This window comes from Streptomyces sp. NPDC093260, from assembly GCF_040683715.1.
In the GTDB taxonomy this organism is placed as follows: domain Bacteria; phylum Actinomycetota; class Actinomycetes; order Streptomycetales; family Streptomycetaceae; genus Streptomyces; species Streptomyces sennicomposti.
Window position 1 is genome coordinate 1 of record NZ_JBFBEK010000026.1, and the last position, 15,944, is coordinate 15,944.

Genomic DNA, 15,944 nt, shown 5'->3' on the forward strand with positions numbered 1-15,944 from the left:
CCCGCGGAGCGGGTACCCCATCGCTGCGCGATGGGCAAGCGAACACCCGCGCTGCGCGCGGGTGTTGCGCTCCCGCTCCGCGGGAGCGCTGGCGGGACGCTGCGCGTCCCGCTCACCCGACTTGCTGCGCAAGTCGGGTGATGCTCCGTCCGCTGCGCTCCCGGAGCTGTGGGGCCTTCGGCCCCGGGTGGCCTCCGCTGCGCTCCAGCCACCTGGTGGCGCTGTGCGCCACGAAGGCCGGACCCGCTGCGCGGGCCGGCCAGCGGGCCTGCGGCCCGGGCGCCTGCAAGAACGGGGGGCTTGTGTGGTTCGGTCCCACGGGCTGTCAACAGGCCACATGACCCCGCCTCAAGCGGGCGCGCGGCTTGGGTCTGGCTGACTCGTGAGCAGGGTGACGGGCTCTCAGGCGTGAGTGGGACGGCGGGTGCTTGGCAGCTTGTACGGGGCAGCGTGGTGCACGGGCCGACCCGTGGCGGGAGCGGCGAGACGCCGCAGGGACAGGCTCGCGGTGACGAGCAGTACGGTGAAGACGGCCACGAGGAGGACGGACACCCACATCTGCCGGCTCCCGGGTGCCTGCCAACTGGTCCACAGGGCGGATCCTGTCCACAGCAGAATGGCCGCAGCGTAGAAGGAGCGGATACGGCGCAGTTGCCGCACGGCCCGCAGGAACTGGATGCGTTCGGTCTTCGGTGCCATGCGGCACCGTGTACCCCGATGCACGATGGCCATCGGAGCCACGGGGGATTTTGTGGCAGGGACTGGTCGAGGGGTCTCGCAAGTCCGCATCTCGATGTGATGCAGCATGTAGCATTGGCGTAGAGCGGGGACACCCGGTAGCAGGTCGGGAGACACAATAGCCTCGGTACTTTGCGCAGGCAGCGGCCGATCACCTGGATATCAGTCGAGCTGAGCATGACGGTGGTCACCGTACTCAGGGAGGAGCGGGATGGTGGGCTGGTACGTGCTGGTGGAGCGGGTCAAGTACGGGGAGTGGAGCCTGGTGGACAAGATCTCCGTCGAGGGCGGAGAGGAGGAGGCTCTTGCGCGCGCTGAGGAGACCGCCCGTACCCGCCCCCCGTGGCGCAGCACTGCCTCCGACCCGTGCGGCCGGTTGGTCTTCCGTACGTCACCGACGAGCTGGCTTGTGGAGCTGACCGAGTCGTCCTGGGCGAAGGGCGACAAGTCACCGACCACATACACCGAGCACCTGAACATCCGCGTGGCGGAACTTGTTCACGTGCAGGAGCTGGTCCCTGCCGAACCTCCCAAGAAGGGCCGCTTCGGCCGGTGAACACATCGTGCTTCCTCGCCCTCGTACCGGCGGAAACTCTAGGGAGTGCGCGTGATGAATGATCGCGGGTCTTTGCGCCTCGGCCCGGACTCCCCTTACAGCGACGCCTCGATCTACGTGGACGCGGTAGCCGCCCCGCGGATTGTGAGCCGGCTTCGAGACGCCCTCGGCCTCGAGGACAGCGGTCCGGAGCTGACCGTCGGGCCGGTGCGCGTGGAAGGCGAGCACAACGACTACGCCACCGGCCGGCACGCCCACCCCTCCGACTTCCTTCAGTGGCCGACCGTGCTGGAGTGCGAGGCCCTGGCAGGAGCGCCGGACGAGGTGGTGCAGGCCGTCACAGCCGTGCTCGAAGCGCTGTGGCACGGTGGCTTCAAGGCCGTAGCGGCCTGCGACTTCGAGGACGAGCTGCCCGCACGCGGCGGGATCGACAGGTACCCCCGCCCCGCCTTTGCCTCTGGCGCGTCCGCTGCCTCGTCGGGGTCGTGGTGGAGGAACCTGATGCCACCCGGGAAAAGAAAAGGATGAATTCTGTGATCAGCCTCCGGGAACATCAGGTGACCCAGAAAACGAGTATTCGGGAATGGGTCAAATTCTTTGCAAGATCTTCCGTGCCTGCTGAGGGGGCCCGGGGCACGCTGGTGTCCGCCACCGGATCGGGCAAGACGATCACGGCAGCCGCGAGCGCGCTGGAGTGCTTCCCTAGCGGGCGGATCCTCGTGACCGTGCCCACCCTGGACCTGCTCGCACAGACCGCCCAGGCGTGGCGGGCGGTCGGGCATCGGGCGCCGATGGTGGCGGTGTGCTCGCTGGAGAACGACCCGGTGCTGGGCTCGCTGGGGGTGCGCACCACCACGAATGCGATCCAGCTCGCGCTGTGGGCCGGAACCGGGCCCGTGGTCGTGTTCGCCACCTACGCCTCCCTCGTGGACCGCGAGGACCCGGAGGACCCGACCGGCCAGCGAACGGTCCGCGGGCCGCTGGAAGCCGCCCTGGCAGGCGGGGAACGGCTCTACGGCCAGCGGATGGCCCCGTTCGACCTCGCCATCGTGGACGAGGCCCACTCGACCGCGGGTGATCTTGGTCGGCCGTGGGCGGCGATCCACGACAACGCCCGCATCCCCGCCGACTACCGGCTCTACCTGACCGCGACCCCGCGCATCCTCGCCGTGCCCCGGCCGCAGAAGGGCCCGGACGGCCAGGAGGTGGAGCTCGCGACCATGGCCGACGACCCGGACGGCACCTTCGGTGCGTGGCTTCCCGGCGCCGAACTGGGGCTCGCGGAGGCCGTCGAGCGGGGCATCCTCGCCGGGTTCGAGATCGACGTCCTGGAGATCCACGACCCCTCCCCCATCGTCGGGGAGTCGGAGGAGGCCCGGCGGGGCCGGCGTCTGGCGCTGCTGCAGACGGCGCTCCTGGAGCACGCCGCTGCGTACAACCTGCGCACCGTCATGACGTTCCACCAGAAGGTCGAGGAAGCCGCCGCGTTCGCGGAGAAGCTCCCCGAGACGGCAGCCGCGCTGTACGTCAACGACGCCACCGACGAGGACCTGGCCGCCGCCGACAAGCTGCCGAAGTCCTCCATCGACGCGGCCTTCTACGAACTCGAGGCCGGCCGGCACGTACCGCCGGAGCGGGTGTGGTCGGCGTGGCTGTGCGGCGACCACCTCGTCACCGAACGACGCGAAGCCCTCCGCCAGTTCGCCAACGGCATCGACGCCGAGGGTAGGCGCGTCCACCGGGCGTTCCTCGCCAGCTGCCGCGTCCTCGGGGAAGGCGTCGACATCACCGGCGAGCGGGGCGTGGAGGCGGTCTGCTTCGCCGACACCCGCGGCTCACAGGTCGAGATCGTGCAGAACATCGGCCGCGCGCTGCGGCCCAACCGCGATGGCTCCACGAAGGTCGCGCGGATCATCGTGCCCGTCTTCCTCGAGCCCGGCGAAGACCCCACCGACATGATCGCCTCCGCGAGCTTTAGACCGCTCGTCGCTGTCCTCCAGGGCCTGCGCTCCCACGATGAACGACTCGTCGAGCAGCTGGCCTCGCGTGCGCTCACCAGCGGCAAACGCAAGACCCACATCCAGCGCGACACCGACGGGCAGATCATCGCAACCAGCGGCGGGGACGCCGGCGAGGACCGGGAGGGCGGCACCGACGGTACGGTCGAGTCCGCATTGCTCCACTTCTCCAGCCCGCGCGACGCGGCCACGATCGCGGCGTTCCTGCGCACCCGCGTCTACCGGCCCGAATCCCTGGTCTGGCTGGAGGGCTATCAGGCGCTGCTGCGCTGGCGGAAGGAAAACGAGATCACCGGGCTGCACGCCGTCCCCTACGACACGGAGACCGAGGTCGGCGTCACGAAGGCCTTTCCGCTGGGGCGATGGGTCCACCAGCAGCGCAAAGCGCTACGGGCCGGGGAACTCGAACCGCGGCGCAAGAAGCTCCTCGACGCCCCCGAGGCAGGCATGGTCTGGGAGCCCAGCGAAGAAGCCTGGGAGAACAAACTCGCCGCACTCCGCTCCTACCGGCAGGCCACAGGCCACCTCGCACCCCGCCAGGACCAGGTGTGGGGCGAGAGCGAGGCCGGGGGGCTGGTACCCGTTGGGCAGCACATGGCCAACCTCCGCCGCAAGGGCGGCCTCGGAAAGGACCCCGAGCGGGCGGCGGAGCGCGCGCAGCAGCTGACCGCGATCGACCCGGACTGGAACTGCCCCTGGCCGCTGAACTGGCAACGGCACTACCGGGTCCTCGCCGACCTCGCCGCCGACGAACCAGGCGGCCGGCTTCCCGACATCGCACCCGGCATCCTCCACGACAACGACGACCTCGGACGCTGGCTCCGACGACAGAAACAGCCCAGCACCTGGAAACAGCTCACCACCGAACAGCAGGAACGACTGACCCGGCTGGGCGTGACACCGGACGAGGCACCGGCTGCGGCACCAGCCGCCCAAGGCGCAGCGAGGAAGGCCGGAAGCAAAGCACAGGCGGCGTTCCAGCGGGGACTGGCGGCCCTGGCGCAGTGGGTCGAACGCGAAGGCAGGCGGCCCGTACCCCGCAACACCGTCATCGAGGTCACGGTCGACGGCGAACCCGAGCCGGTCCCGGTCCGACTCGGCGTGTGGATCTCCAACACCAAACAGCGACGCGGCAAACTCACAGCGGAGCAGCTCCACGCCTTGCGGGAGCTCGGCGTGCAGTGGGCCTGACAGCCGTGGAGCATCAGCCGCCCAGGCGCAGCGGGCGTGCCGTGAAGCGTGCATTTCGCGTACGCAGCACGTACTGGGCGCGGTCGCGACCGGCAAAACAACACCGTGCGGCTCCCCGGCGACTCTCACCGGCACGGGTGACGTGCGCCTCCTCGACGACCCCCTGACTGACCGACCGAACGTTGCGCATCTTTTGCGAAGACGTCCGCCCGGGCTGTGAACACGAGACTGTGGTGGAGTGACCCGTAACCCCGTCCTCCTGCGGACCGCTCCCCTGCAGAGAGAGACGACCTCGTCGCTGATCTGCCGCGTCGCGAGCCACTACGGGCTGGAAGCTAAGGCGTTGCGGTCCTGCTGGCACTGGCGCAACTACCAGCCCGGGCACGAGGGCGGAGGCGCACGGGCCGATGCCGAGGTGCTGCTGAGCGCGGCCGGACGCCGGCTCCTGGCAGGCATGTGCGGCGTCGAGGAAGGCGTGCTGGCACGGGCGTTGCCGTCCTGGGGAGAAGAAGACGCCAAGCTGCGCGCCGAGGATGAAGATCCGGTGGGGCTGTGGCGGGTCGGTGGCGCGGTCGCCGGTCCGGTGGCGTTCGGCTGCCGGCTGTGCACGGCGCGGCGTACGGGGACGGCTCTCCGGGCGGTGCGGTACGCGCCGAGGTGGGAGCGGGTGTGCGCGCGGCATGGGCGGTGGCTGCTGGACGCGGACGCCAACCAGCCGCTGGAGCATCTCGCTCTGCGGGGCCTGCCGGAGGTGGTGGAGGCGCAGCGGCGGTGGGTCTCGGTGGGGCGGCGGGCGGTGCGGGTGGGTGCGGAGCCGGAGCGGGTGTTCGCGCTGGCGTATGCGGTGGTGGCCCGGTGGTGGGAGCAGGCGTACGGCTGGGAGCGGGAGGCGATCTGGCCGCGGCGCCTGCATGAGGTTGCGGGCGGGGATGCCGGAGAGGATCTGGAGCGGTGGCGGATCGTGGGGCGGGATGCGGTTGTCTTCCCGGAGGTGGTGGCGGTGGCCGAGGCGCTGCTGGACCCGGTGATGGCGGAGCTGGTGTGGGCCGACAGCGGTGCCGGGCGGCCGCGGGCGCTGCCCGCCGACGGGATGTTCTGCCGCAGGCTCGGTGAGCAGGTCGGCCGGCCCTGGCTGGGGCCGCTGGCCGCGGCGGACCACGGCGGGCCGCTTCTGGCGTGGATGGGCAGCGTCATCCGTCTTCGCCGTGGTGCCGGGGGGCCGCCCGGGTACGGCAATGACCCGTGGTGGCTGCGCCAGGAGCACCAGCCCGCGACCATGGCCGGACAGTTGCGGGTGCTGGGCAAGGAGAAGAAGGCGCCCGGGTCGGGGACGATGTGGCGGGCTGCGGTGCCCGCCGAGCAGCGCATGCTAATCACCAGCACGCTCGACAGCGTCCAGGAGCAGCTGCTGCAGCTGCGCGGGGTGCAGACCGGTCCTACTGCCGACGTCGCCCGGCGGCTGCTGCGCGGCCTCGGTCACAGCGCCGGCCTGATCGAGAACGCCTGGAAACGGACTGCCCTGGCGGCAGTCAACGGCGGCGTGCCGCTTCAGGAGGTGGCCCGGTGGGTGGACATGCCCGTCGAGGTGCTCCGGGAGATGCTGACCGCGGACGGGCGGGAGGAGGGCGGCTGAGCACGGTGCGCCAGGGAGAAGTCGGCTGTTAGCTGATACGGCACTCGTTCGTGGCAGAAACACTGAAAACGGCTGTCCGGGCGGTCGGGCGCGGCTTGGCTGACGCAGGTGATCAGCACAGGAATGACCCGTCCCCAGGGCCGGGAAGGGCGAGCGGGCGTGGCCCAGGTGGGCGGGTTCGAGGCGGTGTTCCTTGACCCGGTGGGGCAGACAGTGCAGCAGCGGTGGGCCGATGCCGCCATGACCGTGGCGTTCGAGGACCTGGCGCCGGTGTCAGCGTTCCCGGTCATCCCGGGGCGGCGCTGGGGACCGGGCCTGTGGTGGTCGGCGACCACCGGGCGGCATGTAGCGGCCGGATCGAACGCGATGCGCACCCAGCTGATGGTCCTGGACCGCGACCCTGACGTGACGGGACTGGCGGGGCGGCCGGTACGGCTGCTGTGGCGTGACCGGCGTGGGCGGGTGCGTTCCTGGGTGCCGCAGCTGTTCGCCCGGCGTGCCGACGGCACCGCGCTGCTCGCCGACTGCCCCGGCCACGCGGGCGCGGGCGGGGAACGCTCGAGGAAGGCCGCCGAGGCGGTTGCGCAGGCGTGCGCGGACATCGGCTGGGCTTACCGGCGTCTGCCGCCGCTCGACGACGTGCTGGCCGCCAACCTGAAGTGGCTGGCCGGCTACCGTCACCCCCGCAACGCCGGCCGGCCAGGACTGACGGAGTCCGTCCTGGAGGCGTTCGCGCGGCCGCGGCCGCTGATCGAGGGCACCGAAGCGGTCGGCGACCCGATCGAGGTCCTCCCCTGCGTTTTCCACGCCCTGTGGCACGGACAGCTGACGGCCGGCCTGGACACGCCGCTGCACGAACGCGTCCTCGTCGGCCCGCGGGGCTGGAGCAACCCGGGCAAGACGGGTGGTGCCGGGTGAGCGTGCGGCGCAATGCCCGGCCGGCCGTGAAGGTCGGTGCTCACATCCGCTTCCGTGGCATGAAGTGGCAAGTGGTCGCCGTTTCGGGGCAGAGCATCCATCTGGTCGGGCCGGACGGCGGCGGCCAGGCCGTACTCGCCGGGCATCTGTTCGCCGACCCCGGCTTCACCGTCGTCGGGGCCGATGCGCCTCAAGCGGCCCCGCAGTGGGGGCTGTTCGAGACCGCCCCCCGCCGCGGCGCGTGAGAAGGCGCTGGCGTGGCAGCGGCACGTCAGGGAAGTCGAATGCGGCCTGCCTGGCGGGCCCGGCAGCGAAGGAGCAGTGCGCGAGCAGTACGACCCCGAGCGGTACACGCTGGCCGAACGGGAGCAGGCCAAGGCCCAGGAGCTGACCGCGCTCGGGTTCGGCCGGGTCTCGCGCACCACGGTGCAGCGCATGCGGCTCGCCTACCGCAAGCAAGGCCTGTGGGGGCTTGTCGACCACCGCACCACCCGCGGCCCCAGCCCCACCGGGCGGCAGGACCAAAGGATGGTCGCCGCAGTCAAGGACGTGCTGCGCAAGCAGCGGGGCCGCTCCAAGGGCACCATCAGCGCGCTGATGCCACGGGTCGCGCAGGTCCTTCAGGACCGTCACGGCGGCAGCGTGCCGATGCCGGCCCAGGCCACCTTCTACCGGCTCGTGCGCCAGCTCGCCGGCCCCGCCGACCATCCCGCACGTTCTGTGCGCACCGCGCCCATCACCGAGGACGGACGCGGCCACACTCCCACCGTCGCGCTGCGGCCCGGGGAGCAGGTGCAGATCGACACCACCCGCTTGGACGTCCTCGCCCTGTTCGACGACGGGACCCTCGGTCGGCCCGAGATGACCATCGCGGTAGATGTCGCCACGCGCGCGATCCTGGCCGCCGTGCTGTGTCCGGGCGGCACGCAGGCCGTGGACGCGGCCCTGCTCCTGGCCCAGATGGCCGTGCCCCACCCCGCCCGCCCCACCTGGCCCGACGCCCTGCGCTTCGCCCACACCCAACTACCCGCCCACAAGCGGCTGCTGAGCCTGGACGAACGCCTCGAGCAAGGGGCCGCCCGCCCCGTCGTCATCCCTGAGACGATCATCGTCGACCGGGGCAAAGTCTTCCTGTCCCACGCGTTCACCGCCGCGTGCGAAGCCCTCGGCGTCAGCGTGCACCCCGCCCCTCCCTACTCCCCCACTGTCAAAGGCATCGTCGAGCGGACCTTCGGCTCGATCAATTCGCTGTTCTGCCAGCACCTGCCCGGCTACACCGGCTCCGACATCACCCGCCGGGGCCGCGACGCCGAACGCGAAGCGTGCTTCACCGTCGCGCAGCTGCAGGATCTCCTCGACGAATGGCTCGTCCACTACCACCACCGCCCCCACGAAGGGCTGCGTCATCCCGTTCTGCCCAGAGCGGCGCTGACGCCGAACCAGATGTGGGGCGCCCTCGTCTCGGTCGCCGGCTATGTACGCGTGCCCCTGACCCGAGACGACTACCTGGAACTGCTGCCGGTGCGCTGGCAGGCGATCACCGTGGAAAAGCCTCAGCCCCCGTCGATGCCGTCATGTAGCGCATAATGTCTCACATGAACTCTCTCGCCCCCACGGACAGCTCGGACCTGCTGCGATTTCTGCAGAGGTGGTACGGTGCCCCAAAATCACCCAATGTGAGACTGCGGGAATCACCTGATGCACCCAGGGAGCTTGTCGAGTGGCATGAAATCTCTGCCCAGTGGGGCGGGGAGATCACTTCACATAACTACGCCATCCCCCTCGCGGAACTCGCAGCAGAAGACGGAAAGATTCCGTTCTGGGTTGAGAACCAAGGAAATTGGGTTTGGGCATTCGATCCAAAAAGCGAAGATTGCTTCGTGTACGAGCGAGAGCCGTCCGATGAACCGACCCCGTGGCGACGGACTGGCGAGCGGCTCTCAGATTTCTTGATTCACGCCACAATCCTGGAGGCAATCCTGGGGGCTCCTGCGACGAAAGTCGCGCAAGAAGTCCCGGCAGATTGGCTCTGGTCTCGGGAAGGGAGCCATGGGCTCCCCTTCCCTGCGTGGAACTGGCCGGCCCGCGATTCGCGCATCCTCCTCGGCGAGAGCTGGCTGGCCCTCGTCCACCCGAGTGACGATCCCGATGCAGGTCATGACATCACCCTCGCAGCGAGGGAGTCAGGCGATCTCACCTGGGCGGAAAATATGCCAGGAATCAAGTGGCGCTCATACTCTGGCGTTCAGGACTACACAACCGATGAACAACTGCCCTGGTAGATAGTGAAACACAAATCGGCGGCCGATCCAGGTGGATCGGCCGCCGATTACTTTCCTGTCTCAGTCAGGAAGTCCCGTGAATTTTTCAGTCCTACGCGGCGAGATCACCCACAACTGAACACCCTCGGGCAGCATGTCAGGCAATGTACTTCCGCATGTTCCGCAGGTCCCCGTCGGGTAATCGATGTAGAGCACGGCCTTTCTGACACCCGGGTTCATACGCAAGAACGCTGCTGCGTGAGTCTCCACGTGCTCCCCGTTGGCCTTCGTACGACCTGGGAGGTTCTTGAGGAGTCCTGACTGACCGCCTGGACCACTGATCATCGGCAGTTGATCACCCCCGACATCAAGAATTCCTACAGTGCGCCGCGAGTAGTCCTTCGGCAAATCCTTCAGGAACGGGCCACAGTTGCTGTTGTGAACGAGTACCGGAGTCTCGCCCGCCAGCACATAGTACGTGTGGAGCTGCTGGACGGTGAGGTTCCAGCGGTTGGCGGCGCCAGGTGTGGGGTGGGTGGCGATGACGTAGACGTGCGTGTTGGTGGCTGTGTTGAGAGCGTCTCCCTTGTGGAGTTTGCCGGCGGGGATCCAGGTGTGAGTGGTGTTGTCCCAGAAGGGGTGGTTGGCGGTGGTGTGGAGGGTGGTGGTGTGGCCGTCCCTAGTGCGGATGGTGAGATCGAGCAAGTCGTGGTCGTGGTTGATCCACACGTGCTGGACTGTGCGGGCCCCCTGGTGTTTACCGGTCTTGGGGTTGGCCGCCTGAACCCGGTCTCCGATTTTAATCTCGTCGATAGGTTTAGATTTTCCGCTTTCCAAGAGGACCGGCGTCTTCGGGGCGAAGCTGCAGAGGTCGACGACCTTGGTGGATTTCCCGGCTTTGGTGGCAGAGCTCTCTACAGCGCCTTCCGGTCCTTCCTTGGAAGCGGCGAGTTCGACCAGGAAGCCAGGCACTTGGTACAACCCTGCCGATGAAGTGTCAATGCCCTGGCTTGCGATCCAGCGGTCATAATCACCACCGAGGTCGCACCCTCCCGTGTCGTCGTCCCAGCAGTCGCCGTCCCAGAGAGGCTGAAAGTTTGCGGCGAAGTGCGGAACTATCCCGACAGTGCCGTAAAATACCTCGTCTACCGCCTCAACGCCGCCTTTGAGCCAGCCTTTGAGCTTACTGCCTATGCCGCCACCTCCACCGCCGCCACCTCCACCGCCGCCACCTCCACCACCGCCACCTCCACCACCGCCACCTCCACCACCGCCGCCACCACCGCTGTTGCCGCCGGAAGGGGGGTCGGTGGCCTTGTCTCCATGGGTGTCGGTCCATCCGCCTTCGTCGCCCTCGAAGGTGTGCAGGCCTGTGGGGTCGCTGTAGGTGATGGGGTTGTGGGCGCTGTAGGCGTAGCCGCCGATGGTTTGGGGTTTGTCGAGTTCGAGGAGGGGGTCGACGCTGATGAAGCGGCCTGTGATGGGGTCGTAGTCGCGGGCGCCGATGTGGGTGAGGCCTGTGGTGGGGTCGGTGTCGCCGTTGATGAAGCCTTTCTGGCCGGGCCAGAAGGTGGGGGCGGTACCGCGGGGGGCTCCGTAGGGGAGAGTTTTGCGACGGTTGACGGCGAGGGTGGTGGCAGAGATGGACAGGGTGTTGGTGCCGTGGGGGTCGGCGATGAGGATGCGGACCCTGGCGTCGCTGCTGGTGCGTACGGCTGAGCCGCCGGGCACGGTGTAGTAGCGGGTGCCGGCCAGGGCGCCGCTGGATTTGGTGAGGACGAGTTCTTGTCCGCCGGGCAGGTAGAGGGTGGTGGCTGTGGGTTCCCGCTTGAGGAGGCGGGTGCCGTCGGCGTCGTAGAGGAATTTAGTGGTGGCGCCGGAGACGGTGGAGGTGGCGAGTTTGCCTTCCTCGTTCCAGGTGAGGTCCTGGGCGGGGCCGGCGACGGGGGTCTTCTTGGTCAGGTTGCCGGTGGTGTCGTACTGGTAGGTGTCGGCGCCGGTTGCTCCTCCGGTGGCGGTGACGGTGCGGACGGCGTGGGGCTGGGCGGCGCCGGTGGTGGTGGGGTAGCTGTAGGTGCGGGTGGTGTCGGCGGTGACGGGGCCTGCTGTGTGCTGGGTTTCGGTGGCGCGGTCGCCGCTGTCGGTGAAGGTCCAGCTGGTCCAGTAGGGGTCGGTGGTGCCAAGGTTGGGTGTGCCGGTGCCGTTGACGGGTTTGGTGGTGCAGCCGTCTCCTGTGGTCCAGGCTTCGCTCAGGCGCCGGGCCCAGTCGTAGGTGAAGCACTGGTCGTCGACGATCGTGCCGTCGTTCTGGTCGTCTCGAATCCGGGTGACGTTTCCGACGGTGTCGTAGCTGTACTTGATGTTGGAGAGGGTTTTGGGGCCGGCGGCCTCCCGGTCGGTGATCGAGGTGGCCAGGCGCCGGGTGATGGTGTCGTAGCTGAGGGTCTGGGTGACGAGGGTGCCGAGGTTGCCGAGCTGGGCCTGGGCGAGCTCTCCGAAGGGTGTGTAGGTGGCCCCGCGCAGGTAGGCCTGGTTCAGGGTTCCGTCGACGATGGAGAGCTGGTCCTGTACGTAGTGGTTGGTGACTGTTTCCGCGGGCAGGGCGGTGGTGGCGTTGGTGTTGGTGGTGCTGTAGGCGGTGGTGGCGGGCAGGCCGTTGACGGGGGTGGCGGCGGTGGCGACGGTGTAGGTGCCAGCGAGTTTTTCCTCTCCGGTCACTGAGGGCACGGTCACCTTGGTGCCGGTCGGGTTTCCGGCGGTGTCGTAGCCGGTCACTTCCGTCTTGTAGGCGGCGGCAGGGGCGACGGAGGTGTCGTAGCGGATGGAGGTGGCGGGAAGTCCCTTGCCGCCGGTGGCGGTGTCGTAGGTCCACTCGGCGATTTTGGTGCCGATGGTGGAGCCGAGCCTCAGGCTCCTCTTGCGGCCGAGTTCGTCGTAAGTGGTGGCCAGGGTGATGTTGCGGGCGTCGGTGGTCGTGGCCACGCGGCCGTCTGTGCCGTAGACGGTGGTGCTGGCTCCCTTGTCGGGGTCGCTGGATGCTGTCTGGCGCCCGCGCAGGTCGTAGGTGTAGGTCCAGGTGTTGCGGCCGGAGGCGTCGGTGACCTTGGTGAGGTTGCCGACCGGGTCGTAGGTGTAGTGGGTGGCTTCGTACTGGTCGGCGGGCGCGCTGATGATCGGGTTGCGGTCCTTGTATTCGCGTCGTTCGATTGTGCGGCCGCGGATGTCGTTGATGGAGAGTTCTGCTGTTCCGCCGTCCGGGGGCAGCGTGGCGGTCCAGGTGTCGCCGTAGGTGGTGGTGGTGCGCCACTTCTCCACGTTCAGGGACAGGGTCACCGCGGCGGTGGGCCGGCTGCGGCCGTCGTACTCGGTGACGGTCGACGCGGGAATCTGGTTCGGCGTGACGGTGAGCAGGTTCGTGGAGACGGGCTGGTCGTTGTAGAACGGCGCGTCGGTCTGGAAGGCACGGCCGTGGGTGTCGTAGAAGGTGTCCGTGACGGTGCGACCGGTCACTCCGACGGCATCGGTCTGGGTCTGGCGCGCGCGCAGGAGGGAGTCGTAGAGGGTGACGGAGGTGCCCCAGGTCCCGTCTTCATGGCGTTTCTTGGTCGTGACGGATGACGGCGTGGTGGCGGAGATGCTGTAGGTGAAGGTGACGTTGGGGTCGTCGGTGGTGGCCCGGCCGGTGCTCCATGCCTTGGTCAGGCGGCCCAGGCTGTCGTATTCGCTGGTCGCCGTGCGTCCGTTGGCGTCGGTGGCTTTGAGGGTCAGGCCGCGCAGCCCGTCGAAGGTGGTGGTGGTCGTCTGGCCCTTGGGGTTGGTGACGGTGACAGTGGTGGGCTGTGCGCCGGTGGCCGGCGTGTAGGCGGTGGTGGTGGTCTGTTGGTCCTGGCCGGTGCTGGTGGTCACGCGCCCGTACTGGTCGTAGGCGGCCTGGTTGATGGTCTCCCAGATGAAAGCGTTGTTCGCGTCGAGTTTCGCCGCTTGCTCCGTTTTGGTGACGTTCACCTGGCCGGGCTTGGGTGCGGTGCCCAGTGACTGGTCGTCGTAGGAGGTCCGGGAGGCGCTGATGATGGAGGTATTGAGGATTCCGGTCTGGCAGAGCGGTGAGATGGCGTTGACCACTTCGCTGGGGTAGGCGATCAGCCAGTTGCTCTTGTCGGGGGTGACGTAGGTGGTGCGGGTGCATACGGGCTTGACGCCGTGATCGGGGTCTCCGTCGTCGCCCTGGGAGGTGAGGAGGCCGTAGACCGGGTCGTAGGTGCGGGCGGTGGTCAGTGTGCGCCATGTCGTGCCGTCGTCGAGGAGCGTGGAGGCCTTCTCGGTGACCGTCCCGGACAAGTGGGCGACGGCATCGGGGAGTTTGGGGCCGGCGGTTCCCGGCTTGTGGGGGTCGGTGATCCCGGTGATGTGCTGGGTGGCCGTGGCGTCGGACTCCCAGGGTATATAGGTGGTCTTGGCGACGATCTTGCCGCCGGTGCCGTCCTTGTCGTAGGTGCGCATCTCGGCTGTGCGGCCGGAGAAGTCGTTTCGGTCGGTGATGCCGTTGATTTTGGGTACGTCTCGGGTGCTGCCGTCGGCGAGGGTGTCGCCGGCCATGCCGAGGAAGTAGGTGTTCTCGGTCTTGGTGCGGTTGGTCGTGCCGGTCAGGGTGCGGACGGTGCCGTATCCGCGGAAGTCGTTCCAGCTGCGGTGCTTGTCGAGCGTGAATTCGTGCGTGTCCCGCCGCCAGTTGGGCCCGTCGGCGTACTCGTAGGTGGTGGTCTTGGACGCCGATCCGGTGCCGGCTGTGGTGTCGTCCTCGACCACCTGGGTCACGACGTACTTGTGGAACCAGTCCTTGACGGGGTCGATTGCGCCGTCCGGCGTCCACCAGGACGGATAGCAGCGCTTGGTGTTCTTGTCCGGTGCGGGCAGGTTTGCGGTGGTGCACTCGGTGGGGCTGTAGGTGACCAGCGTGTCGGCGCCGGTCTCGCTGGTGATGCGGGTGACGCGGTACTTGTTCAGCGGGGGGCGGCCCTCGGCGGAGTCGACCCGGTTGGGCATCAGCGTGCCGCCGGTGGTGATCTTAGTCGGCAGGGTCAGGTCGGTGAGGTCCCCTGCTTTGGCGGTGTGCTGGATCGAGGCCAGCCACAGTGAGGGGGTGGAGACGTCGCCGGTGCCGGGGTAGTTCGAAGTGAGCGACCAGGTGTCGACGGGCTGCATCGTGCTGCCCTGCAGGGCGAAGGTGTTGACCGACGTCAGACGCTTGGTGGACCAGAACGACGGCGAAGCCTGCAGGCACTGCTCGTTGGCTTTGCAGTCCAGGTCGACCGGAACGTCCGGCCAGTTGGTGGCATGGTCTGCGTCGAGGGTGCAGTTGGACGTGCACCGGTCCGACACGCCGAACTTCACCTGGCCTGCCGGGTTCGTCGTGGTGAGGGCTGCTCCTGCGCGCAGACCGTAGTCGATACGAGTCAGGTAGCCGCCTCGGATGTAGGAGACGGGATCGTCGATCTTGTTGTTCTGCGCGTAGTAGCCGGTCTCCTGGGCGTAGTACAGGGCCATGGCGTCGCTGTGGGGGTCCACGACGTAGTCGAGGTTCCAGCGCCAGCCCTGGGTCTGCACGGAAGAGGCGAAGTCCGTGCCGTGGCCGGGTTCACCACTGTGGTTGCCGTAGACGGGGACGGTGAAGACGGAGTTCGTCTCGGCCTTGCCGCTGCCCCACCCGGGCAGGCGGTTCTTCCCGAACCAGTACTGGGTGCCGTCGACGGTGGTGAGCTTCCAGTACTCGTAGTCCTGGTCGCCGTTCACATCGTTCGGGGCGCTGCCGTTGATCAGTTCGACGCGTGAGCCGTCGTCGTCGGCCGGCTTCCACACGCTCTTGCCGGAGTCCCACACCAGAGGAGTGGACCTGCCGTTCAGCGACAGGGTCGCGTTCGGGGACTTCCAGCACAGATCACCGACCTTCTCGGTGTTGTTACCGTCCTCCTTGTCGTTCTCGCAGGGGGCATAGGTGCGCTCGATGTATCCGGGCGAGTACTCCCAGCCCTCACCGATCCAGGACGTCTGATTGTTGGTGGAGGACGTACGACCGTCCACGGCCGAGGAGTCGTAGGTCAGCCCGACCTTGGGCTGCAGACCGCCCGGCACCGGCGGCACTGCGAAGGGGATGCTCCAGCCGAACCCACCGGAGTTCCCGCCCGCCGACCACGACCCGGACGGAGCCAGTGACGTGGCCTTGAACGACCCCTCATCACCGGAGGCACCAGCTTCAGCGGCCAGCACCACCGTGCTCTGCGCGGACGTCTTGGCGGCTGTCGGCGACAACGAGCCTGCTGCGGCCTGGGCGGAAGGAAGCGTCACGGTCGCGGTCAGAGTGTGAGACTCCACGTCATTGTCCGCCGCAAGCGGCACGCCTCGGCGGCACTTGGCCGCCTTGGGGGTGGTCATCGCACAGGCGGGAAGCTGCACCAAGCGCACACGCGAGGCCCAGCCGGCGCCGTAGGCCGACGCGATGCCGGTGTAGTCCACCTGGACCTCGGCCGCCCCGGCCGTGGCGGAGGCGTCAGCGGACTGCAGCGACAGCAACAGGCCGTCGATCCCGGCCTGCTGGGTGGCCGTGCGGTCGGCGACCCTCACATGGACGCGGT

8 protein-coding genes and 1 pseudogene are annotated in these 15,944 nt (G+C 68.4%); 7 read left to right on the plus strand and 2 right to left on the minus strand.

What is annotated here, in order from left to right; all coding sequences use genetic code 11:
* Positions 1-402 precede the first annotated feature (402 nt).
* Complete coding sequence (locus AB0N63_RS27380; protein ID WP_365532695.1) at positions 403-699, minus strand: hypothetical protein; 297 nt, start codon at positions 697-699, stop codon at positions 403-405.
* 250 nt (positions 700-949) lie between these two features.
* Here AB0N63_RS27380 and AB0N63_RS27385 point away from each other — a divergent pair, with 250 nt between their 5' ends.
* From AB0N63_RS27385 to AB0N63_RS27415, 7 genes and pseudogenes are all read left to right on the plus strand, one after another.
* Positions 950-1,294 (plus strand): hypothetical protein, encoded by a 345-nt coding sequence (locus AB0N63_RS27385; RefSeq protein ID WP_365532697.1) that lies wholly within the window; start codon positions 950-952, stop codon positions 1,292-1,294.
* 45 nt (positions 1,295-1,339) lie between these two features.
* On the plus strand, positions 1,340-1,822 hold the full coding sequence (locus tag AB0N63_RS27390; protein WP_365532699.1) for a hypothetical protein: 483 nt from the start codon (positions 1,340-1,342) through the stop codon (positions 1,820-1,822).
* Positions 1,819-4,503, plus strand: coding sequence for a Helicase associated domain protein (locus AB0N63_RS27395; RefSeq protein ID WP_365532702.1), 2,685 nt, complete (start codon positions 1,819-1,821; stop codon positions 4,501-4,503). The genes AB0N63_RS27390 and AB0N63_RS27395 overlap by 4 nt, the downstream gene beginning before the upstream one ends.
* Before the next feature lie 238 nt (positions 4,504-4,741).
* On the plus strand, positions 4,742-6,136 hold the full coding sequence (locus tag AB0N63_RS27400; RefSeq protein WP_365532704.1) for a DNA-binding protein: 1,395 nt from the start codon (positions 4,742-4,744) through the stop codon (positions 6,134-6,136).
* A 123-nt stretch (positions 6,137-6,259) separates the two neighbouring features.
* On the plus strand, positions 6,260-7,054 hold the full coding sequence (locus AB0N63_RS27405; protein ID WP_365532706.1) for a TnsA-like heteromeric transposase endonuclease subunit: 795 nt from the start codon (positions 6,260-6,262) through the stop codon (positions 7,052-7,054).
* A 59-nt stretch (positions 7,055-7,113) separates the two neighbouring features.
* A pseudogene (locus AB0N63_RS27410) lies at positions 7,114-8,596 on the plus strand (transposase); the annotation flags it as partial.
* Positions 8,597-8,649: 53 nt separating this feature from the next.
* A complete protein-coding gene (locus AB0N63_RS27415; RefSeq protein WP_365532709.1) occupies positions 8,650-9,336 on the plus strand; it encodes a hypothetical protein in 687 nt (228 codons plus the stop codon).
* 60 nt (positions 9,337-9,396) lie between these two features.
* Here the strand turns inward: AB0N63_RS27415 and AB0N63_RS27420 are convergent, their stop codons facing one another.
* Complete coding sequence (locus AB0N63_RS27420; RefSeq protein WP_365532711.1) at positions 9,397-15,933, minus strand: polymorphic toxin-type HINT domain-containing protein; 6,537 nt, start codon at positions 15,931-15,933, stop codon at positions 9,397-9,399.
* Positions 15,934-15,944: the final 11 nt, after the last annotated feature.